The organism is Mucilaginibacter sp. 5C4, assembly GCF_034345625.1.
In the GTDB taxonomy this organism is placed as follows: domain Bacteria; phylum Bacteroidota; class Bacteroidia; order Sphingobacteriales; family Sphingobacteriaceae; genus Mucilaginibacter; species Mucilaginibacter aurantiaciroseus.
Window position 1 is genome coordinate 2,490,140 of record NZ_CP133775.1, and the last position, 22,326, is coordinate 2,512,465.

Here is a 22,326-nt window from a genome sequence, read left to right on the forward strand (position 1 = left end):
TCTGAAAGAGACCCTGCGCCGTATGCAAGGCAACGCAGGGTCCACCATGTGAGACCCTGCGACGACCCAAAAGCGTGGGGTAAATGTCAGAGCGGGCGGGCCGGGAGTATGGCGGGAATGTCGGTTTAGCTTTCGAACTCGCGCATGCGGGAGAAAGCGTTAAGAACCGGCAGGGCGGGCAGAAGCGTCGCTCTGACTTGGCCTTTTCTTTTGGTTCGTTTTCTTTGCGGCTAAGGCAAAGAAAATGAACATCCACAGGCTAAACGAAAACCCACTGCCATTCCTAACGAAGAACCAATCGCGAACTTGTCCTAAAGAGATCTGTCTTCGCAGGGTCTTCTGAAAGAGACCCTGCGCCGTATGCAAGGCAACGCAGGGTCCACTATGTGAGACCCTGCGACGACCAAGTTGTGATGATGGTTGGCTACCTTAATTATCTAACAAGATTCCTCCTCCTACCTCGTTCGGAACGGCATGGGTGGTGAGGCCGTCGCTTTTACAAACACAGGCGTTTCGCCAACTTGTATTTTAAGCTTACCGTTTATGGTGTTCACCTGCTTACTTTCCATGGTATCGGCACCAACTTTTAAGGTATAAATAACGCCGTTTTTCGCCCCTGAAAGATCTAGGGTGTACTCTGTTTTGCGGCCAATTTGATCGGGAACGGTACACACATAAATAGTACTTGCACCGCTCTGGTATTTGTCAACCAAAGGGTCGGCGTTGATAGTGCCTTTATAAATATAGTTGCCCATCAGCCTATTAGTTTGCAAAATATAATAGGCAGCGGGGCGGCATTTGGGGCTTTCGGCCAGGCCGGATGTAGCGTACTGCTCCGGGTTGTTGGGCGTAGCATCAAACAGTTGGTAAAAGAAAAGGCGCTGCACCCCGTGGCGGGCATACAAAAGTGACGACCGCAATGTCCAGTCGGCTTGTGTTATCAATGCTGATTTATTGGCAATCGGTGGCGCATGCTGGTAACTTTGCTGATTGATATCATACCCCGTTTCGGTAACCCAAACAGGCAGCTTTAAACTATTACCCAATTTCACAAAACCATCCGCAACCTTGCCCGATACCGAAAGCTCGGGCGCTACACCGGTGGTAGAGCGCTGGTGGGTAAATACGCTTCCATTATTAGCGTAAAGGTGATAATTGATCACATCAAAGCAAAGATTTATACTGCCATCGGCTTTCAAGCCACGGTTGGTTTTGCACCATGCTACCATGCGCTCAACGTATTTTACATCGGCAGTTGCTAAACCACCCATAACTACCAGCATATTTGGGTCGGCGGTTTTTACGCCGGCGTTGTTGCCCAGGGTGCCTTTATGCCCGTCGTAAAAAGCCGATAGGTTGGCAGCATATTCTTCGGGTGTTTGCGTGGCTTTGTCGCCTTTCCACCAGCGGTCGGGTTCGTTACCGCATTCTATGTATTTGATGAGGCCAAGGCCTATCTTAACGTTGTTTATGGGGTCATTCGTCCAGCGGGGGCGTCCGTCAACCTTCACAAGTGCAGGGTTTATATCTTTGTTTGAACCATATCGCGCGGCAAACTGAAAAGCTGTGCGGGCCTGTACTATATATGAAGCAGGCTTTGAATGGTCGGCTCCATAATTTACCGGTACATTTTCATCATCGCGTTCAGCGGCAGGGTAGGTGTTCATCATCCACACGGGCAGGTTTTTAATATCGGCTAAAACCAAAATGCTATCCTGTTTGCAGCGTGCATAAATCACATCGTAATACCAGCTGCCGTTATTAGTGGGGTTGTAGGTGTAGTTGCCCTCGGTATTTTCCAGCTTATTCCAATTCAGGTAATGCCTTACCGCGCTAAAGCTTTTAATGAGGGCCATATTGGCCTCGTAAATATGGTTGCGGTCATTCCTGGCGGTAGGATTTTCCAAAAAGTTCCATTCGTAGCCGTTTACCCCAAACATGTTTTTAAGCGGCGTTTGGTTACTGTCAGCCGGGTTCGGCTCACCTGGTTTTACTATCGCAACGGTATCTTTTGCGATAACAGGCTTGGCTTTCTCCCTAAAATGGCAGCGCGAAAAGCTAAGCGTTGCAATTAAAACCGGGAACATCAATTTATGGGAAAACAGCAATTGCATATGACTAAGTTAAACTTTATGGCGTTTAAAGATAATAATTTAGCCTAACGCTTATAGTACTAACCTTTATAATCCAAATCCGTCAGGTCTTTTACCGAACCAAAGCCTATTACATCTTTTATCACTTTGCCGTCGGTCATTTCTACAGCGCGGATCAGCTTGTCTGATCCAAACTTATCTTTGATCTGGTGCATAGTTTTCAGCGCGGTTTCCTGCTTATCCATATCATCAAACAGGCTGTAAAGCATATTGCCGTTATTTACAAAATTAGTTACGGCCACGCGCATCTGCGTTATCTGGGTATTCATGATCGGCGCGCATTTGGTGGCCTCTTCAAATTTTGCTATGCGGATACGGATCATCCTCATCAAACTAATGGCATCCTGTACCGGGGTGGTAATGGTAAAGGCATCATCCCAACGGGTATCGTCGGCGTAGCGGGCCGTAAACCCAACCGATTTGCAATAGAATTTATGATGCACCATGCGCTTTTCAAGCGTAAGGCAAAGGGTCATAAACAACTGGTCGATATAGTTGATGTGCTGCCGCTTTTCTGCCGAGATCTGCCGCATGGCCTGCATGCCCTTGTATTCGTGCGCTATAATATTGGTCTCGATAAAGTTGAGGCGGTAATGCCAGTAAACACCATCGATACTTTTAAAAATACTGCGCAAACGTTCGGGAGGGGTGTAGCGCATCTCCAGCGGGGTTTTAACGCCGGCGCGTTCCAACCGGTATGACATATTAGCCCCAATGCCCGGCAGGTCGCCCAGTTTCAAACCGCTTAAAACCGAATCGATATTTTGCGGGGTGATCATCATCAACCCATTCCGTTTTTTGCCCTGTACCGATGCCAGCTTAGCCAGGAAAGCATTTGGGGCAATGCCTACGGAGCAGGTTAGCCAGTCGCCCACGTTTTTAAGGATGTCCCGCTTGATGTTCATGGCCATCTGCATGGGGTCTACATTTTCGTAGTTACTAAAATTAACAATAGCCTCGTCGATGCTTTTGGGTACCACGTCGTTGCAATACCCGCGCATCACATTAATAATTTTGGTGTGATACTCGCGATAGCGGGCGGGGTTGCTCTCCACCGGGACAAGATCGGGGCATTGGGCTATGGCATCGTTAAGGCGCATGCCTGCTTTAAGGCCGCGCTCCTTGGCCTCGGTAGATAGCGATATTACGCAGCCGTACTTGCCTGTGTAAACGCAAACCCCCACGGGGCGGCCACGCAGCCAGTAATTTGCCTGCTGCTCGCACCGCGCAAAATAGCTGTTCATATCTATAAACAGCACCCGCGCCTCTGTCTTTACCTCAATCTTGTTCTGGTTCACAAAAACAAAATTGCTAATTATTTTAGCAATAACAAATTTTTGTGGATATTTAGTTTAATGATTAGCTATATTTAGCGCTTATACTAAACACTTATCACCATTCACAATGAAAAGGATCCCTGTTCTTTTATTAAGCCTGTTTTGTTTACAAGCCATGGCGCAAAAAAATAAACCCAATATAAATTTTGATGCCCGCTTTAAGGGGCTGGATACCGCCATAAACCACGCTTTAAAAACCTGGCATGCCGCAGGCGTTGCAGTTGCCGTGGTGTATAAAGATAAGGTGATATACGCGCAGGGTTTTGGCAAGCGCGATGTAGCGGGCAACCTGCCCGTAACCCCGAATACTTTATTCGCCATAGGGTCGTGCAGTAAGGCGTTTACCGCCACCCTGATAGGCAAACTACAGCAGGATGGTAAACTGGATATTGATAAACCTGTAAACACCGTGTTGCCCGCCCTTAAGTTTTATAACGACGCCATGAATAATAGCATTACCCTGCGCGATATGATGAGCCACCGCACGGGCTTGCCGCGGCATGATGTTTCCTGGTATTATTTCCCCACAACATCTCGCGATAGCATGCTGCTGCGTATCAAGTTCCAGGAACCGGTAGCTGCTGTGAGGCAAATTTGGAATTATAACAACTTTATGTTTATGGCACAGGGTGTTGTTGCCGAAAAGCTATCTGGCAAAACCTGGGAAGAAAACATTAAGGAAAAGTTTTTTGTACCGCTGGATATGAAAACAGCCAACACCACTATAGAAGAGCTTGAAAAAAGCAACGAACCCGCCACAGGTTACGAAGTGTACCATGATAGCGTTATACGCAAAATGCAGTATTACCATATTAACGCCATGGCCCCGGCAGGTGCTATAAACAGCAGCGTAACAGATATGGCCAACTGGGTAATTACCTGGATAAACAACGGCAAGTTTAAAGGTAAAGAGATAATCCCGGCCAATTATTATACCGAGGCAATTAGCTCGCAAATGGTGGTGAGCGCGGGGCTGCCTACCAAAAAAAATCCCGATGTGTATTTTGCTAACTACGGTTTCGGCTGGTTCCTGGATTCGTACAAAGGGCATTACCGGGTAGAGCATGGCGGCCATATCGATGGCTTTTCGGCTAGTACCAGTTTTTTCCCGGCCGATAGTATTGGCATAGTGGTATTATCCAATCAAAACCAATCAAACGTACCATCTATCGTGCGTAACTTAATAAGCGACAGGCTGCTGAATAATAAGTATTTCGATTGGAATGGCGATGCAAAAAAGGCTTATGACAAAGCAAAGGCCGATGCTAAAAAAGCCGAAAAGGCCGAAGTTAAAACAACAAAAAGCTTCCCCGCTACACATGCCATTACAGATTATGCCGGCGTTTACAGCAACGGCGGCTATGGTACCATAAGGGCCTTTGTGGTTAAAGATTCGTTATTTGCGGCTACACCAAACAAAACCTTTTGGATGCGCCATAAAACTTATGATACCTACGACCTTTTTGAAAACTCCAAAAGCGCCGCTATCGATACCTCGAGCGAAAACTTAACAGTACAGTTTCAGCTGAATGTGACCGGCGATGTCGAAAGCTTGTCGACACAGTTGGAGAGCGGCCTGGAACCAATTGTATTTACCAAAGGGCTGGAAGAAAAGGCTATTATCGCGGCAGACATACAAAAGTACATTGGCGATTATCAGCTAAGCGGTATTGTTGCCAAAGTATATGTAAAAAATGGTAAAACGCTTTATGCGTTTGTGCCCGGCCAACCCGAGTATGAGCTTGTGCCAGTTGATAAAGATAAGTTTGGCATTAAAGTACTAAGCGGCTATTTCCTGAAGTTTGAGCTGGATGCCGCGGGCAAGGTTACCCACCTGCTGTTTATACAGCCCAACGGTAACTACAAAGCCGAAAAGAAATAAAAGCACAGCGCTTTAATGCAAAAAAGCCATCCCGATTTACATCGGGATGGCTTTTTTAAATGTATTGAATGCTATTAAAATAACATTTCCTGCGGAGGGGTGGCACCTTTTAAACGCAGGTAAATGGTGGTTTGGCCACGGTGGTGCGTTTGATGCTCAAAAGCTTTTGCCAATAACAAGCCACGGGTCGATTTCATTTTACCCATCGATGCTTCTTCTTTAAACTGGGCATCTGTCATGGTCTGGATGCTCGCGATAGCAAAATCGTAGCTGTCTAAAACCGCTTTGGTGGTTGCCTCTTTTGTTTGGGCAACGGTTTTCTCCAACGATACATCTTTAGCCAACGGCGGTACTTTACCGGTTGCTGTCGCGATTAAAAAGTAGTTGGCATCTGCCAGGTGAAGCATCTGCCCTGCAAATGTGCGCACCTCCGGGGTTGCTTTAAAGGTGTAACCATCGGCAGGCATAGCATCTAAATACGCTTTTGTGTAAGCTTTGGCGCGTGTCCACTCGGCAACGGTTTCGTCTTTAGTGATCTGCGCAAATACCGAGGTACATGCAAGTACCATAAAGGCTAACAGAAATGATAATTTTTTCATATAAGGTTAATTTTAGTTTTCGGTATAAAGGTAATTTTTTAAGGATTAGTTATCAAGGGCTTACGATTTTTTTTAACCATTCGTTAAAAAAGGAGTTGATTAAAGTAAATGTTCCGATAAAACATTTAGCCGAACCTTATATGAAAAAACCACTTATCTGCCTGCTGCTATTATCCGCATGTACCGCCTTCGCGCAGTACGCGCAGATCATCAAAAAAGATTTCGAGACCATTGTTGCCTACACCCATCAAAAAAATATGGATAAGGTGATAGAAATGACCTACCCGCGCATTTTTACCGTGATGCCCAAAGCCCAGATAGGCAGCGTGGGCAATAATGAATTGATAGATAAAAAATACGGCTATTCTATAGATTACAACCTGCTGTATGATATCAAAACCTATGTTATCCGCACCAAAACCAAACAGGTGTGGATACAGATGACGTTGATGAATGAGGAAACAGGGACATTGACGGTGTTGGAAACAACAAATTAGTCTCTTTGTCATGCTGAACGTAGTGAAGCATCTAATCGCCGACATGCATTGTTCAACTGCATAGTTCAATAATAGATTCTTCGCTATCGCGAAGGATGACAAACTATTAGGTGAAAATTTACCTCGATACGTCTATCTTGATCTTCCTGCCTTTTATCTTTTCGTTCTTCACTAACGCTACGGTGCGCTCTATCAGGTGGCGTTTTACAGCAGCGTAGGATGAATGGTCTAATACTTCTATCAGGCCCAGGTCTTCTTTGGCTAACTCGCCTTTTTTAAGGAGCAGGCCTACAATATCAACCTTGTTTATTTTATCTTTTTTACCTGCGGCGATGTAAACTGTCGACCATGGCGACAACGGCGGGATAACGGTTTTCTTGGGCAGTACTTCCTCTTCGGGGATCTCAGCTAAGTAGTCGGGTTTTTCGCCGGGAGATAATAGCAGGTAGGAGGTACCCGTCGCATGCATTCTTGCGGTACGGCCGTTACGGTGGATGAACGCTTCCTCGTTATGTGGCAGTTGGTAATGTACCACGTGCTCAATTTCGGGGATATCTAATCCTCGCGAAGCAAGGTCTGTAGTAATTAAAATATGGTGACTGCCGTTCCTGAATTTTAGCAGGGCACGTTCGCGGTCGTCTTGCTCCATACCACCATGAAAAATATCGTGCGGCAAGCCCATATCATAAAGCAGGTCGCTGATGCGGTCTACGGCTTCGCGGTGGTTACAAAATACCAGGGTTGGTTTATCGCTGATCTTACAGATCAAAGCAAAAAGAGCGTCCAACCTGTCGGCCGGTTCGCTGATGACTACTTTCTGTTTAAGATCGGGTGTAGAGGCGGCATTGGTCAGGTAATCCAGCTTTGCAGGGCGGTTGATGCCCGTGAAAGACGGGATCTCGTCCATCTGCGTAGCCGACGTAAGGATCCGTTTTTTGATGTTCGGCAATTGCTTGATGATGTACGACATATCTACCTGGAAACCAAACTCCAAAGCTTTGTCAAATTCATCAAGTATTAAGGTGGTGATGGTGCTGGTATCAAATGTTTCGCGGCGGATGTGGTGGGCTATGCGGCCCGGCGTGCCTACAATAACCGCGGGCGGCTGCGACAGGCTGTTCAGCTCTATCTTAAGCGGGTGGCCGCCATAAAAACAGTTTACTTTAAACCCGCTACCCATATTGCGGAAAACCTGCTCAATCTGGAGCGCCAGTTCTCGCGATGGCACCATAATCATCACCTGTACGGTTTTGATCCCGGGATCTAATAAACCAAGCAAAGGCAGCAAAAACCCCAATGTTTTACCAGACCCGGTAGGCGAAAGCAGTATTACGTCGACTTTTTTAGCGGCGGCAATGGCAGCCTCCTGCATGGGGTTAAGGGCATTTATCTTGAGGTTTGTGAGCGCTTGCTGTATCATAAGCCGCAAAGATACGCTAAACCCGCTACTTAATTATCCTTACGGGTTTCTTGTGTTCATCTATCGCCACAAAGGTAAAGCTGCCGTGTATGGCAAGGTCGCGGCCTTCGGCATACATTTGTTCCACGTAAATCTCTACATCTACCTTTAAACTGGTATTGCCCACGTGGCTTACGCGGCCAATAAGTTCTACAATGGTACCTGCGGGGATGGGTTTCTTAAAATCTATCTTATCGCTGCTTACGGTAACCATTACCTGGCGACTAAAACGGGTGGCGGTGATAAAGGCCACCTCATCCATCATGTGCATGGCGGTACCGCCAAACAGGGTATCGTAATGGTTAGTGGTATTAGGGAAAACGGCTTTAAAAATGCGGGTTTCTGATGCTTGTATTCTTTCGTCTAAGGTCATATCGAGGCAAATATAAATTTATTAATTTCCGTTTGCGTGGGGGCTATGCAACGCAGGGTCCACTATCGAGAGACCCTGCGAGGACATTAAAGCCTTATCCAAACCCTCTCCGGGAGAGAGGGCTTAAGGTTGGTATGTTGTTTAAATAGTTACGGGCTCTGCAACGGTAGCGCGCATTTCTTTTGCGGCGGCTACCATTTCTATCAGCGCCTTTTTGGTTTCGTCCCAGCCGCGGGTTTTGAGGCCGCAATCGGGGTTTACCCAAAGCTGCGCATCGGGGATAACCGCCCTTGCTTTTTTGAGCAGGTGGGTCATTTCATCCCGGTTTGGCACACGTGGCGAGTGGATGTCATACACACCCGGGCCAATCTCGTTAGGATATTTAAAATCGGCAAATACGTCCAGCAGTTCCATTTGCGAACGTGATGTTTCTATGGTGATCACATCCGCATCCATATCGGCAATATTCTGGATAATATCGTTAAACTCCGAATAACACATGTGCGTGTGGATCTGTGTATCGTCCTGCACACCGCTTGCCGATATCCGAAACGCTTTAACCGCCCAATCCAAATAGGCAGCCCAATCTGCTATCCGCAAAGGTAAACCTTCGCGGATAGCAGGCTCATCAATCTGGATAATTTTTATGCCGGCCATTTCCAGGTCGCAAACTTCATCACGAATAGCCAGGGCTATTTGTGTGCAGGTTGCCGACCGTGGCTGATCGTTCCGCACAAACGACCATTGCAGGATGGTAACCGGCCCGGTCAACATCCCCTTCATCCACTTATTGGTTAATGATTGCGCATAACCCGACCACTTAACTGTCATGGGCCTTGGGCGCGATACATCGCCATAAATAATAGGGGGCTTCACACAGCGGCTGCCGTAGCTTTGCACCCAACCGTTTTGGGTAAAGGTAAAGCCCTGTAATTGCTCGCCGAAATACTCTACCATATCATTACGTTCAAACTCGCCATGCACCAAAACATCAATGTCGATATCTTCCTGCCATTTAACGGCTTTCTCGGTTTCTTCGGCAATGTGCAGGTCGTATTGTGTTTGAGTGATAGCGCCTTTCTTCAATTGGGCACGCCAGCTGCGCACCTCTGCCGTTTGCGGGAACGAGCCGATAGTGGTGGTGGTGTACAAGGGCAGGTTTAACAGCTCCTGCTGTTTTTGCTTACGCGATGCAAAAGCACTTAACCGCTGCGCATCACTTTCAGTTATCTTGGCAACACGTTCTTTTACAGAATTGTTATGAATTAATCCTGAAGTTTTACGCAAGGCGTTATCATGCTGATTTTCGACCAGTTTGTATTGGGTGCTTACACCGGGGGTATCTGATGCCAGGCTTTTCAGCAAAGCAATTTCCGTTACCTTTTGGCGGGCAAAGGCAAGCCATTGTTTGATCTCGGGGGTGAGTTTTTCCGGATTGTGCTCGTTCCTCAGATCAACAGGCGAGTGGATCAACGAACATGATGGTGCTATCCAAACGCGATCATCGCCAAGCTTTTCTTTTGCTTTTTGGATGATGGCGAGCGAGGCTTCAAAATTGTTCTTCCAGATGTTGCGGCCATCCACCACACCTAACGACAATATAGTTTTGGCAGGTAACAACTCCAACACTTCATCCAACTGCTGCGGCGCACGTACCAAATCGATATGTAGGGCATCAACAGGGAGGGAAGCGGCCAATTCGGCATTGCTGCCCAATTTTTCGAAGTAGGTGGCTAATACAAACTTTAATCGCGGGAAATCTTTACGTAACTGTTTGTAAGCATCTCGGTAAGCCTGCTGTTCTTTTTCCGTCAGATCAAGCGACAGGAACGGTTCGTCAAACTGGATCCACTCAGCACCTAAGTCCAGTAGTTTGGTAAGTATTTCGGTGTAAACCGGTAACAGGTTTTTCAGCAGGTCTATCTTTTCAAAACCGGCTTCTTTTTCTTTACCCAACAGCAGGTAAGTAACCGGGCCGATCAGCACTGGTTTGGTGATAATACCTAGCTGCTTTGCCTCGTAAAACTCGTTGGTGATTTTGGTAGAGAATAACCTGAATTGCTGGTTCTTATAAAACTCGGGAACAATGTAATGGTAGTTGGTATCAAACCATTTGGTCATTTCCATGGCTACTACATCCAGTTCGTCTTTTTGATAGCCGCGGGCCATAGCAAAGTACAGGTCAAGTTCTTCTTTGCCTTGTTTTAGGATCACCTCGTTGTAACGTTTTGGGATTGCGCCAAACATCAGGGAATGATCCAGCACGTGGTCGTAATACGAAAAATCGTTTGAGGGGATAAGGTCTATCCCGGCTTCTTTTTGCATCAGCCAGTTTTCGTGGCGGATGGTTTTACCTACGGTAAGCACATTTTTGTGCCCCGTTTTGCCTGCCCAGTAACCCTCGCAGACCTTTTTTAATTCGCGTTGGCCACCAATACGCGGGTAGCCTAAATTTTGCGTCAGCATTGCTTTAATTGATTAAATGAATAAATCGGTTAAAAGCCCTTTTAGCTAATCTTCGCAATGCGTTTGTTGGGATGGATTGGTGGAAAAGTATGGATACAGCACTCCCTTGCATAAAAAATACAGGTTGTAACAAAAACTATATCAAACACACGACCATTGCCCCATACCGCGAAAGCATTGTCAATTCGGTATGGCAGGTCTCCTGACTTGTAACATTTTTGCCGCCCTTCCCGACTGTTTTTGGACAATCAGTGGGCATATATTCTGGCAAAAACCTTTTTGTGTTACTTACAGTTGCGCGACAGTTAGTGATTTGCACACTATTCCCTATTAATCTACAATTAAGTAAAACCTATACCGGTTGATGAAGGAAAGTAAAGAACTTACATCGGCTCAAATGTAAGTAATAAGGATGAGGAAAAGGAGGATTAGCTGTCTTCTCTTAATTTTCTGATCTCCTGGAGAGCGTCAACGTCAATCTGATCTTTAGGGCGGTTTATAATTTTCTTGTTTTCGATAAGCTGATTAATATGCAAGAATGGGACGCTTATACCGTCAATATCCGCAACAGAAGCCATTGATAAACATTCGTCAAAAGTGTAACCTTCAAGGCCTTTCATATTAGTCATAATATCCAGGTTCATGCCGTTATTCAACCTAAATTCTGTCCACCCGGCTATAAATTGCATATGTGCTATCATCGGGTAATCGCCCATGTTGTTGTTAATAAATGCCTTTCGTAAATTGTCCCTGTTTTCAGGTATATCTTTTAACCAAATATCTACATCGCCTGTAAAACGCTGAAAGCCATGTAAGTTTATAGCATAACCGCCAACCATAATGTATTGCACATCATTTTGTTGTAGCGCCTTCCATAAATTTAGAATATCCTCATCAAAAACATCCACGGGCTATTTGCTGATAAAAGGTTTATGAGTTATTACAGCCTTGTTCATGGTTTGCTGTATTTTATATAGGCGTGTGCACATCTCAAAACGCTCTTTGTAAGTTCGTTTTAAACCCTCTTTAAGATGCTCTATCAGGGCATGATCTACGGCCGGTTCCTTTTTATCCATAACGTTAACTTACCTCAAATTTAGCTAAAAAGGGATTAGCAAGCAATAACTATTCCGTATGAAAAACCTTTTGCATATCGCTCCATATCTTCCCTATGGCGGCAGCGTAGGGAAGATATGGAGTTGTGTTGGATCGGTGCGTTTCCATCATTTTTTGGGTGTTTGGATCAGCCGCCATTTTCTGCATATCGGCGTTAAAGTCATCTCCCACATATTCAAAATAGCTGAACAGGTAAGGCTATACGACAAAGATTAGAACTTTTTATTTGCTTAATATTTGAATTGTACGCAGTTTTGTGATATAACATAGCGCAATGCACTATATACAATATGCAAACTGTACATTGCGGCAACCACATCATAATGAAAAATATAGTTTACGTTAGCACCGCTGTCAACCTGATGCACGAAAATCAATTGTTTGACATTTTGCACAATTCGAGGTTACATAACCAAGCCTTAAATATTTCGGGGGTATTACTTTATTCAGAGGGGACATTTATACAGGTTTTAGAGGGGAAGGATGGCATGATAAACGCACTGTACGCAAGGATAAAAGCCGATCAGCGACATAAGGATATTATAACCTTAATTGACGAACCCATAACCGAAAAGAGTTTTGCCCAATGGCTGATGGGTTTTGCCATAACCGATAAAGAAAAAACCGAAAAATTGGTTGGCTATTTAAGATCAGTTAAAGAATTGGATATTAACAGCGGTAACAGCGCCGCCATCGCTGCTATCAAAACCTTTATCGAAACTAATGAGCTTGAAGTGAAGTATTAACATTATTAATAAAGGAATGGGGCTGCTTGAAAAGCGGCCCTTTTTTCATTTGATCCGTATTGCTATTTATTAAACATTGATATTGTGGCCAACTTACTTGTAAGCCATCATTTCTATGTTAAATATTGGCAGCTAAAATTTATATTTTTCAAAAAGTAATTTATAATTACACCATAAATATTTAGTAAACAGCCGATAAATCATGAAATACCCGCTATTCATCCTGCTAATGTGTGTTTTTTGCCGTTTAAATGCGCAAAACTCAACCTTGATTACGCTGGAGGATAAAAAAATGGACGCTTATCTTATCGCCCGTAAACCGGCAATACTAACAATTCAACTTAAAAACCTACCAAAGAATACCAAAAACGTTACCATCAAATACACGCTTGTAAAGTTTGGAATAGATTTTCAAACTACAAAGTATACAGAAACCGATAGCTTGGGTGTATCAAAAATCGTTCTTGATCAAAACTTACCGTATCAGCAGATTTGGCTAAATGTGGGTGAATATCTATACGCAGGTGTATATGTTAATGAAGGGTTGACTATTACGGTGGATGCTCAAAAAACTACAGCTCAAAAGGGTTATATGATTGGTGACGGCATAGGCTATAATGGGAAAGACGGAGAAGTAAACACTGTTATAAATAAATACATACAATTTAAAAAACAGGAAAAAGCGGGCATTTTTGAAAAACTAAGAGGATTACGCGACGAAAAAAACAAAACTTCTACAGGGTTTATTTCTAAGATTGATACTATCCGCCTACAACTTGCACAAATAAATAAAGAGTTTATTGTGGGTTATCCAAACTACGCCTGGGCAGTTGAAAACGAAACCTTATCCGATTTTTATAACAACCTGTGTGTTGTTTATTGGGGAGATGTAATGCCAAACAAGCTGTTTCAAGACATCAGCAAACATGAACCATATTTTACAAGCAATGAAAGCGTTTTATTTTACAAAAATTTGCAAACCTACATTAGCATAAAAAAAAACGAACAAAAAGCAAAAGGCCTTGAAGAGACCTTAACATGGTTTGACAAAACATTTACACCACAAAAATCTGATTTGCTTAAATTGTGTTTGTTAGACAACGCGAAACCTTCATTTGCACAATCTTTTCCGCTTATTATTAACAGCATACAAACCAAATGGTGCAAAGTAATTGCAAAAGATGAATTAGCTAAAGCTATTACTACTCAACACAATATTGACAGTTTATTTTCTCTGTCAAAAAAATTAGAGACCACCAATATTGGCAAGCCGCTTTTGAAGTTGCCGTTCGAAGCTGAGCTTTATCAAATAGATACCCTTAAAGACGTTAACGATCTGATCTATAATCTAAAATCAAAATTTACAGGTAAAGCCTTAATTATTGATTTTTGGGCTACCTGGTGTATTCCCTGTTTGTCAGATCTTCCGTTTAGCAAAAATATACACGAAGCAAATAAGGACCTGCCAATAGCTTATATCTACATCTGTACAAGCAGAAATTCAAATATGAATATCTGGAAAAATAAAGTTGCTGAATTTCGTTTGCCCGGCACACATATTTTCATGAATGAAAAGGTAATTAATCAATTAACAAGAACGCTTGATGCGACAAATGGTTTCCCGGCATACGTTGTAATAAACGCAGACGGCAAGGTTAACACCAAAGCTATATCCCGTATGGAAGTTTTAAATAGAGATAGCATAAAACAAGCTACAGGCCTTTAAAGAAAAATAAATCGATATATATTGTTAAGATACCCTGCTTAATCTATTAACCGGATTTAAAAAAGAGGCTAACAATTTTTACATGCTGTTAGCCTCTCATTAAATATAGATTTTACTCTACAATCTTTTATTCCCCTCTTTTCAAACCGAATTTCTCGATCTTGCTGTAGAGGTGGCTGCGTTGGATGTCGATATCGTCGGCAGTTTTGGATACGTTCCAGTTATTTTTTTCCAACTTGAACTTGATGTACTCGCGCTCCGCATAGTCTTTATATTCCTGGAAGTTGGTGAACTGATCAAAATCTGTTTGCGGCGCGGCGGCTGCTGTTGCAGCGCCGGCTTCGGCAGTTACCGGGGCAGATGGGTTTGCAAAAGCCTTCACATCACCATCAGTAATGGTTTTATCACTTAGGATAATTAAACGCTCTACCATGTTGCGCAGCTCGCGAATGTTACCCGTCCACGGCAGTGCTTTAAGGGCTTCCAGCGCGGCGTCCGAGATCTTTTTAGCAGGCATACCGTACTCGTTGCAGATCTCCTCTAAGAAACTCTTGGTAAGCAGGGTGATATCTTCACGGCGTTCGGTAAGCGGCGGTACGTGGATGAGTATAACACTTAGGCGGTGGAATAAATCCATACGGAAGTTACCGGCCTCAATTTCTTTAAGCAGGTCTTTGTTGGTTGCCGCAACTACGCGTACATCCACATCAATTTCCTTTTCGCCACCTACACGGGTAATTTTGCTTTCCTGCAAGGCACGCAGCACTTTTGCCTGTGCCGACTGGCTCATGTCGCCTATCTCATCAAGGAAAAGGGTACCGCCATTGGCACTTTCAAATTTACCAATACGTTGTTTTATAGCTGATGTAAACGACCCTTTTTCGTGGCCGAACAACTCGCTTTCAATCAGTTCTGATGGGATAGCCGCACAGTTAACCTCGATCATAGGGCCGTTAGAACGGTTAGATTTTTCGTGCAGCCAGCGTGCAACCAGTTCCTTACCGCTACCATTAGCACCGGTAACCAATACACGGGCATCGGTAGGGCCAACACGGTCAATAGTTTCCTTGATCCGAAGAATAGCCTGCGATTCGCCTAATATTGGGCGAACCTTTGATACCTTACGCTTTAAAACTTTGGCTTCAACAACTAAACTTCCCCTGTCCAGTGCGTTGCGTACGGTGATCAGTAAACGGTTTAAATCAGGTGGTTTCGAAATAAAATCGAACGCACCTTTTTTACTGGCCTCAACAGCGGTCTCCACCGTGCCGTGGCCGGATATCATGATAAAAGGAAGATCGGGTTTTATATTAAGGCCTTCGGTTAGCACTTCCATGCCATCCATGCGGTTCATTTTTATGTCGCACAGTACCAGGTCGTAATCGTTCTTGCGGATCAGTTCGAGGCCGTCAACGCCGTTATCAATGTCTTCAACAATGTAATCCTCATACTCCAAAATCTCACGAAGGGTGCTTCGGATAGACCGTTCGTCGTCAATTATTAAAATTTTTGCCATGTGTTATTGTAAACCTAAAACAGGTAGTAATGTTTGCGGCTAATATATAAAAATGTATAGTATTATGAGCAGTTTTTTGGTGAGTGGTTTAGTTGGTTCATAGTTCATGGATGATGATTCATAGTAGCTGCCTTTTACCATGAACTATAAACCAGAAAAGCCCCCTTGCGGGGGCTTTTCACAGCAGCAAATCTGTAAGCCGGGTTTTGTACTCCCGAATGAGAGCTTCTATCATTAATCTCGCCCTGCCGTTGCCGGCATGATCTATCAACCTACCCATTCTGACATTCCGTTGCCGGACATGGATGCGAGCAGCACCGCTTTCAGAACCTATTTGGTTTTTCAACTCCTGAGGTTTACCGCGATCCCGGTCGCCCGGAAAAGCCGTGAGCTCTTACCTCACGTTTTCACCCTTACCCTTGCAGGCGGTATATTCTCTGTGGCACTGGCTGTCGCCCGCTGTGGGCGCCTTCCCGTTAGGAAGCAGGATGCTCTATGTTGCCCGGACTTTCCTCTCACCGACTACGTCGGCACAGCGATAGAACGTTTTGCAGTTACAAATGTAAGTTTTTTATTATGGATGTTGGTGGTAAAAGCAGCTTTTCCGGCTCATTGGTAAAGCATATATCCAGTGGCTCCTCAGTAAAGTTTATGAAGAAAGAAAGTTGTTTGCCTTTTTTATTTTGGAGCATCAGGGCATCTGCCTGCAATGGTTTGTTGCTATAGGTTTGGAAAACAAAGCGCATGGCTACATTACAGCTTAACTTTCTTATAAAAATTGATAAGTACGGGTGGCCCATTGCGGTTGTAGAATAAGTATATTTTTTGTATTAATTTAACGTTAATAAAATGTATATTTAATGTAACCAAATTATAAGCCATGCCAAGGCTGCCGCGTATATTATTTACCATGCTATTGATGTTGCCACTTGCAATCGCAAATGCGCAAGGGCAGGAGGTACGCGTAGATTTTTATAAAGATCCATTCACGGTTAAGGTTGACAGATCTGTTTTAGTAAATTTGCCGCAACAGCTTAGTGCCGATGTTATAAAAAAAAGTTATAACACCGTTAACACAGGTAACTACCAGCCTATAGTAGATTCGCTTTTGGCTTACAAACAGGAGCATCAGCTTAACGATTGGCTATATTATCAGCTTGTCCGCAGGGTGGCGCAGCAAATAAGCCCTAAAGAAACAAATTACGGTGCATACACTTTTTACAAGTGGTTTATGCTCAATAAATCTGGCTATGATGCAAGGTTGGCGCTGGCCCATCAAAAGGTGATCTTTTACGTTTACAATAATGAGGACATTAGCGATATCCCATATTTTATGGTGGATGGTAAGCAGTTTGTTTGCCTAAACTATCACGACTATGCTAAAGCTGATCTGAACGATGACCCGCCGATACCGGTAAACATCCCTGTCGCGGCAGCTAATAAAGCGTTCTCATACAAGGTTACCATGATGCCCGATTTTAAACCCGAGCACGATGTAGAGAAACAAATGTCGTTTGAATATGACCGCAAGCAATACCACTTCAAAGTAAAACTCAATACCGATCAACAGAAGGCATTTAATAACTACCCGGGCGTTAGTTTCGAGACCTATTTCAATATCCCCCTGAGTAAAGAAACTTACGGCTCGCTTATCCCGCTGTTAAAGAAGAACATGAAGGGGATGGATGAGCACAAAGGGGTTGATTACCTGATGCGTTTTACGCGTTACGCCTTCCTCTACGAGAATGATAACGAAAATTTCGGCCGAGAAAAACGCCTTTCGCCGGGCGAGACCCTGGCATCAAACTATAGCGATTGCGATGACCGTGCCGCATTGTTCTTTTATTTGGTGAAAGAGATCTACAACTTGCCGATGATAGCCCTGTTATACCCAACCCACATTACTATGGCAGTAGAGTTTAACAAACCAGTAGGCGACCCTATTGTATATAAAGGCAAAACCTATTCTGTATGCGAGCCAACCCCGCAGTTAGAGAATTTAGCAATTGGTCAATTATCGGCTAAACTGAAAAGCACGCCGTATCATGTGGTTTATGCTTACGAGCCTTTGGGTAAATAGCTCCTTATAAAAACTTATCGCTTGCCCTGTAAGCTTCAATAACGCGCAGCTCGCCTTCTTTACCGGGGCGGGAGTTACCGTGCTCCATTCCTAAAATGCCCTTATAGCCTTTCTCGTTCAGAAATTTGAAGATGTTTTTGTAGTTCACCTCGCCGGTGGTAGGTTCGTTACGGCCCGGGTTATCACCTATCTGGAAGTAGGCAATCTCGTCCCACGCCAGTTTAATGTTGTTGATCATATTGCCCTCGTTCTTCTGCATATGGTACATGTCATACAGGATCTTACAGCTTGGGCTGTTTACACCTTTACAGATCAAATAGGTTTGTGCCGATGTGCGCAGGTATAGGTCAGGGGTATCGCTTAATGGTTCAAGCACCATTACAATGCCGTGCGGTTCTAATATCTCGGCACCTTTACGCAGGGCGGTTATCACATTCGCGTTCTGGATATCCAGTGGTAGGTTACGAGCAAAATCACCCGGCACAACAGTTGCCAGCTTACCGCCGCAACGTTTAGAAACCTCTACCGCCTGGCGGCAGCCTTTCAAAAATATATCAATATGTTCTTGCTTACCATCGGCTAAAGTATTCGCCCCGTTTCCGCCTTTATCCATTACAAAAACGCCCATTTTCATCCCCAGTTTAGCCAGTAAGCTGCCAATTTTTTCCTGCTCGGCAGGGCTGCGGCTGCTCATGCCATTATCTTCGATACTGCGGAAACCCTGGTCATACATAAACCGTATCTGATCTAAAAAATTAGCGCCTGCCGAATTTTTGAACATGCCATCGTGCGGTGCGTAGTTCAGGTTAAACGGTTTGCCGGGGGCAACCTCCCGGTTAATATTGTTGCTTGCCAAAACGTCGTTCCCGGCCAGGATACTGCCTGCTGCCAAAGCGCTATTCTTTAAAAAGCTGATTCTGTTCATGGTAAATAGGTTTGTGATCGATAGATAGTACAACGGCGTAATATCACATTTTTTATGATAAATAGTATACAGTAGTATAATTTATTAATGATGACGGGTTAGTCTGTATCCCTTTTCACCGCACTATTCCTGATAAATAACACCGCCATTAGCGCTCCTAAAAACCCTAACCCGGCCGAGATACGCATGATAGTACCATAGGCCGCTATAAAACTATCCTTGTAAGCTTTTTCAATCGCTTCTTTATCTTGCCCCTCAAAACCATCCGGGGCTTTTGCGTTACCCAGGTTTATAGCCTGCTGTTCTATGGCTTGCTTTTGCTTATTATCCAACTTGATATTTTTGATCCCGTCCTGTAATGCGCCCGAGAAAAACAGCACCGCCAAGGCACCCAATATCGCGTTAGCAAAAACATTGGCAATACGGGTAAGCGCGTTGTTTACACCCGATGCCACTCCCGAAAAATGATCGTTTACCGAACCCATTACCGCGGCGGTAAGCGGCGCAACGGTGAATGCCATGCCCAGCCCGAACACCAGTATCCCGGGGAAAAACGTCGTCCAATAATCAGCCGGTCCGGCGGTTTGCGTAACAAAGGATAGGATGAGCAATCCCAACCCTGCAGCCGCAGGGCCGCCAATCAATAACAGGCGCGGGCCGTGCTTATCTGCCAGTGTACCCGCAAAGCGTGCTATGCTGATCATCAGCACCGTAAAGGGTAAAAAGGTCAAACCCGATTGCAGCTGGCTATATCCTTGTACCTGCACCATATTTAACCCCAAAAACAACATACCAGCGCCAAGCCCGGCATAAAGGAAAAATGTAAGCAAGTTGGCCCCGCTAAACGTTAGGTTGGCAAAAAGCTGCAAGGGCATCATGGGGTATTTGCTTTTCTTTTCGATGAATACGAAAGCGATCAGCAGCATCAAACCACCGCCCAATGATGCATATACCTGCCAGTTGCGCAACCCCACCTCAGGGATCCTCAAAAAGCCGAACGTAACAGCAGCCAACCCTAATACAATGGCTATCGCACCGGCAAAATCGAGGCCTTGTTTGCTGTCATCATCTTTGATTTCATGTACTTGTTTAGCTAAGATGATGAGGGCTACGACGCCTATTGGGATATTAATAAAGAAGATATATCGCCATAAACCGGCATCGCCAAAGGCACCGCCTAAAACCGGGCCACCCATGGTAACTACGGTTGTAAAGGCACTCCAGGTGCCAATAGCTTTGCCACGTTCTTTTGGGTTGATAGAGGAGGAGATGAGCGACAAACTTCCCGGTATCATCAGCGCGCCGCCAATGCCCTGCATCATCCTGAATACGATAAATAGTGTAACACCCGGCGCGAAACCACACGCTGCCGAGCCCATGATAAAAATGAAGATGCCCACCATAAAAACCTTTTTGCGGCCAAGCCTGTCGCCCAGCGAGCCACCGATTAATATGAGCGCGGCCAGCATCAACAGGTAAGCGTTAAGAATCCAGAAAAGGTCCGTACCACTGGCGTTGAGGCTTTTTTGCAGGGAGGGTAAAACCACATTTAAGGCGGTGCTATCAATAAAAGCCATAGCCGATGCCATGATGGATGACACCATTATCCATTTACCGGCCTTACTGCCCAGTGCAACTGTTGCCATGTTTATAGGTTTTAAGTAAACCTACTAAAAACGCTTCAGTAAAACTATTGCTCGGTTGCCATCACCGCAAATCTGCCTGCTTAGTGTATCGAAATTCAGTCAACTATTTTTTATTTGAAAAATACTTTGTAATTATGCCTTACCAATTACAGCAAACCATTTACCGTCCATTTTATGCTTCCAGATAAGGAATATCAAATGTGGCCCGATGCAGAACTTTTAGAACTGTTAAGGCTTGACGACCGTAAGGCGTTTGAAACGCTGTACCATAAATATTCGGGCAAGGCTTACCAGGTTGCGTACACTCTTTTCAGGGATAGCGATGTTTGCGAAGATCTTGTGCAGGAGCTGTTTATTGATCTTTGGGCAAAGCGGAATACATTACGCATAAACTCGCTGGAGTGGTACTTAAAAGTTGCTATTAAAAACCGGGTGCTGATGTATATACGCACGCAAAAAGCTACGCTTGATCTATCGGCCATTGCAACCCTTACCGAAAAGTACAGCACCGACAGCAAAGTAATGCAAGGCGACATCAGCAACCTGCTTGAAGAAGGGGTAGGGCGCCTGCCCGAGAAATGCCGCCAGATCTTCACCCTGAGCCGCAAAGAATACCTTTCTAACAAAGAGATAGCCACACGTTTAAATATATCTCCCAAAACGGTAGAGAATCAAATTACCATTGCCCTGCGCTATCTGCGTATTGGTTTGAGCGATTATTTGCCTGTGCTGATTGCCGCTATTTTAGTACAGGTTTTCGGCGCATAAAACATTCCTCAAAAATATTTTCATTTTCTTTAGGGGGTGCCGCCTGCAATTGCATCTTACATATATAAACCATGAGAAAGTTTACTTTTCTGAGAAAAAAAATCCAGGCCAAAGACCGCTCTTTGCAGGAAAAACTTGTGACCAAATATTTTGACGACATGCAGCTTAGCGATGAGCCCGCTGCCGGCCCAAACACAGGTTTTAATAGCGATGAGGTGTATAACCGCATCATCAATAGCATTGATGCAATGCCGGTTAAACGCGCGGGCAATGGTAAAAAATGGATGGTTGCCGCATCTTTAGTTGCGGTGGCTTCACTCTCGGCATTGTTTTTTGAATACCGCTTACAGATCCTTGACGTTGTATCGCCCATCCCACAAAAACAATTTACAGCAGCAAATGGCCAGGTAGCCAGCTTCACCCTGTCAGACGGCACCAAAATTTGGTTGAACGGCGGGAGTAAGGTGACTTATCCGGCGGAGTTTCGTGGCCCTACAAGGGACATCACTTTAACAGGTGAAGCCTTCCTTGAAGTTGAACACGATGCTGAAAAAGCTTTTATTGTACACACAGGTACTATCAAAACACAGGTATTAGGTACAAGCTTTAACGTTAAAGCCTATCCCGAAGATGCTTTTGTAAAGGTTGACGTAGCTACAGGTAAAGTAGGGGTGGTTGCGCCGGCAGTAAAAACCGTATTCCTTACGCCTGCGCAGGAAGTGGTGATGAACAAGAAAGACCACAGCGCTATTACTACCCAGGGTGTTGACATCACCAACCTTACCGGATGGAAGAGCGGCGATTTTATTGTGAAGAACATGCCGTTAGCAGAAGTGCTTAACGCCATTTACCATCGCTACAACGTAACTGTAAAGGCTGATGGCAACCTTGTAAAATGTTCAATATCAGCTAATTTCACTAATGTGTCCTTGCAAAACATCATCAGGATCATATCCAAACTGGTGAGGGGTAAGGCCACGGCAGACGGACAGGGGTACCACTTAAAAGGTAAAGGCTGCTAATAAAAGAAGAAGAAA

At 44.6% G+C, this 22,326-nt stretch carries 20 protein-coding genes, 1 other RNA gene and 1 riboswitch; of the genes, 7 read left to right on the forward strand and 14 right to left on the reverse strand.

What is annotated here, in order from left to right; all coding sequences use genetic code 11:
* Window positions 1-455: 455 nt before the first annotated feature.
* Entirely contained in the window at window positions 456-2,114 is a 1,659-nt protein-coding gene (locus RHM67_RS11700) for a hypothetical protein (RefSeq protein ID WP_322226914.1), read from the reverse strand.
* Between the two features lie 59 nt (window positions 2,115-2,173).
* Window positions 2,174-3,451, reverse strand: a complete 1,278-nt coding sequence (locus RHM67_RS11705) for a DNA polymerase IV (protein ID WP_322226915.1) — start codon at window positions 3,449-3,451, stop codon at window positions 2,174-2,176.
* A 106-nt stretch (window positions 3,452-3,557) separates the two neighbouring features.
* Between RHM67_RS11705 and RHM67_RS11710 the strand changes: the two genes are divergently transcribed.
* Window positions 3,558-5,372, forward strand: a complete 1,815-nt coding sequence (locus RHM67_RS11710; RefSeq protein ID WP_322226916.1) for a serine hydrolase — start codon at window positions 3,558-3,560, stop codon at window positions 5,370-5,372.
* Between the two features lie 74 nt (window positions 5,373-5,446).
* On the opposite strand, the gene RHM67_RS11715 is transcribed toward RHM67_RS11710, so the two are convergent.
* A complete protein-coding gene (locus RHM67_RS11715) occupies window positions 5,447-5,971 on the reverse strand; it encodes a DinB family protein (protein ID WP_322226918.1) in 525 nt (174 codons plus the stop codon).
* Between the two features lie 140 nt (window positions 5,972-6,111).
* Here RHM67_RS11715 and RHM67_RS11720 point away from each other — a divergent pair, with 140 nt between their 5' ends.
* Window positions 6,112-6,468 carry a hypothetical protein gene (locus RHM67_RS11720; RefSeq protein WP_322226919.1) on the forward strand — a complete coding sequence of 119 codons (357 nt, stop codon included), beginning with the start codon at window positions 6,112-6,114 and terminating at the stop codon, window positions 6,466-6,468.
* A gap of 118 nt (window positions 6,469-6,586) precedes the next feature.
* Here the strand turns inward: RHM67_RS11720 and RHM67_RS11725 are convergent, their stop codons facing one another.
* The 6 genes from RHM67_RS11725 to RHM67_RS11750 form a co-directional block, all read right to left on the reverse strand.
* On the reverse strand, window positions 6,587-7,888 hold the full coding sequence (locus tag RHM67_RS11725) for a DEAD/DEAH box helicase (RefSeq protein ID WP_322226921.1): 1,302 nt from the start codon (window positions 7,886-7,888) through the stop codon (window positions 6,587-6,589).
* Window positions 7,889-7,913: 25 nt separating this feature from the next.
* A complete protein-coding gene (locus tag RHM67_RS11730; RefSeq protein WP_322226922.1) occupies window positions 7,914-8,300 on the reverse strand; it encodes an acyl-CoA thioesterase in 387 nt (128 codons plus the stop codon).
* Window positions 8,301-8,441: 141 nt separating this feature from the next.
* The gene (gene metE / locus RHM67_RS11735) at window positions 8,442-10,766 is read right to left on the reverse strand and encodes a 5-methyltetrahydropteroyltriglutamate--homocysteine S-methyltransferase (protein ID WP_322226923.1); all 2,325 of its coding nucleotides are present in this window, start codon (window positions 10,764-10,766) and stop codon (window positions 8,442-8,444) included.
* Window positions 10,767-10,940: 174 nt separating this feature from the next.
* Window positions 10,941-11,137: riboswitch (cobalamin riboswitch) on the reverse strand.
* Between the two features lie 57 nt (window positions 11,138-11,194).
* A complete protein-coding gene (locus tag RHM67_RS11740) occupies window positions 11,195-11,674 on the reverse strand; it encodes a nucleotidyltransferase (RefSeq protein ID WP_322226924.1) in 480 nt (159 codons plus the stop codon).
* 3 nt (window positions 11,675-11,677) lie between these two features.
* Complete coding sequence (locus RHM67_RS11745; RefSeq protein WP_322226925.1) at window positions 11,678-11,842, reverse strand: hypothetical protein; 165 nt, start codon at window positions 11,840-11,842, stop codon at window positions 11,678-11,680.
* Between the two features lie 49 nt (window positions 11,843-11,891).
* The gene (locus tag RHM67_RS11750; protein ID WP_323514000.1) at window positions 11,892-12,053 is read right to left on the reverse strand and encodes a hypothetical protein; all 162 of its coding nucleotides are present in this window, start codon (window positions 12,051-12,053) and stop codon (window positions 11,892-11,894) included.
* Window positions 12,054-12,205: 152 nt separating this feature from the next.
* Between RHM67_RS11750 and RHM67_RS11755 the strand changes: the two genes are divergently transcribed.
* Window positions 12,206-12,628, forward strand: a complete 423-nt coding sequence (locus RHM67_RS11755) for a BLUF domain-containing protein (protein WP_322226927.1) — start codon at window positions 12,206-12,208, stop codon at window positions 12,626-12,628.
* A 442-nt stretch (window positions 12,629-13,070) separates the two neighbouring features.
* Window positions 13,071-14,354, forward strand: coding sequence for a TlpA disulfide reductase family protein (locus tag RHM67_RS11760; protein ID WP_322226928.1), 1,284 nt, complete (start codon window positions 13,071-13,073; stop codon window positions 14,352-14,354).
* Between the two features lie 127 nt (window positions 14,355-14,481).
* Here RHM67_RS11760 and RHM67_RS11765 read toward each other — a convergent pair whose 3' ends face one another.
* The 3 genes from RHM67_RS11765 to RHM67_RS11775 all read right to left on the reverse strand — a co-directional run bounded on the left by RHM67_RS11765 (window position 14,482) and on the right by RHM67_RS11775 (window position 16,616).
* Complete coding sequence (locus RHM67_RS11765) at window positions 14,482-15,870, reverse strand: sigma-54 dependent transcriptional regulator (protein WP_322226929.1); 1,389 nt, start codon at window positions 15,868-15,870, stop codon at window positions 14,482-14,484.
* 179 nt (window positions 15,871-16,049) lie between these two features.
* Window positions 16,050-16,425: RNase P RNA component class A (rnpB, locus tag RHM67_RS11770), an RNA gene on the reverse strand.
* A complete protein-coding gene (locus RHM67_RS11775) occupies window positions 16,425-16,616 on the reverse strand; it encodes a hypothetical protein (RefSeq protein WP_322226930.1) in 192 nt (63 codons plus the stop codon). The genes rnpB and RHM67_RS11775 overlap by 1 nt, the downstream gene beginning before the upstream one ends.
* Before the next feature lie 134 nt (window positions 16,617-16,750).
* On the opposite strand from RHM67_RS11775, the gene RHM67_RS11780 reads away from it, so the two are divergent.
* Window positions 16,751-17,950, forward strand: a complete 1,200-nt coding sequence (locus RHM67_RS11780; protein ID WP_322226931.1) for a hypothetical protein — start codon at window positions 16,751-16,753, stop codon at window positions 17,948-17,950.
* A 4-nt stretch (window positions 17,951-17,954) separates the two neighbouring features.
* On the opposite strand, the gene RHM67_RS11785 is transcribed toward RHM67_RS11780, so the two are convergent.
* Together RHM67_RS11785 and RHM67_RS11790 are read right to left on the reverse strand one after the other, a co-directional pair.
* Window positions 17,955-18,875 carry a hydroxypyruvate isomerase family protein gene (locus tag RHM67_RS11785; protein WP_322226932.1) on the reverse strand — a complete coding sequence of 307 codons (921 nt, stop codon included), beginning with the start codon at window positions 18,873-18,875 and terminating at the stop codon, window positions 17,955-17,957.
* A 98-nt stretch (window positions 18,876-18,973) separates the two neighbouring features.
* Window positions 18,974-20,521: an MFS transporter gene (locus RHM67_RS11790; protein WP_322226933.1), complete on the reverse strand. Its 1,548-nt coding sequence runs from the start codon at window positions 20,519-20,521 to the stop codon at window positions 18,974-18,976.
* Between the two features lie 174 nt (window positions 20,522-20,695).
* On the opposite strand from RHM67_RS11790, the gene RHM67_RS11795 reads away from it, so the two are divergent.
* On the forward strand, window positions 20,696-21,289 hold the full coding sequence (locus RHM67_RS11795) for an RNA polymerase sigma-70 factor (RefSeq protein WP_322226934.1): 594 nt from the start codon (window positions 20,696-20,698) through the stop codon (window positions 21,287-21,289).
* A gap of 71 nt (window positions 21,290-21,360) precedes the next feature.
* Window positions 21,361-22,311, forward strand: a complete 951-nt coding sequence (locus RHM67_RS11800) for a FecR family protein (RefSeq protein ID WP_322226935.1) — start codon at window positions 21,361-21,363, stop codon at window positions 22,309-22,311.
* Window positions 22,312-22,326: the final 15 nt, after the last annotated feature.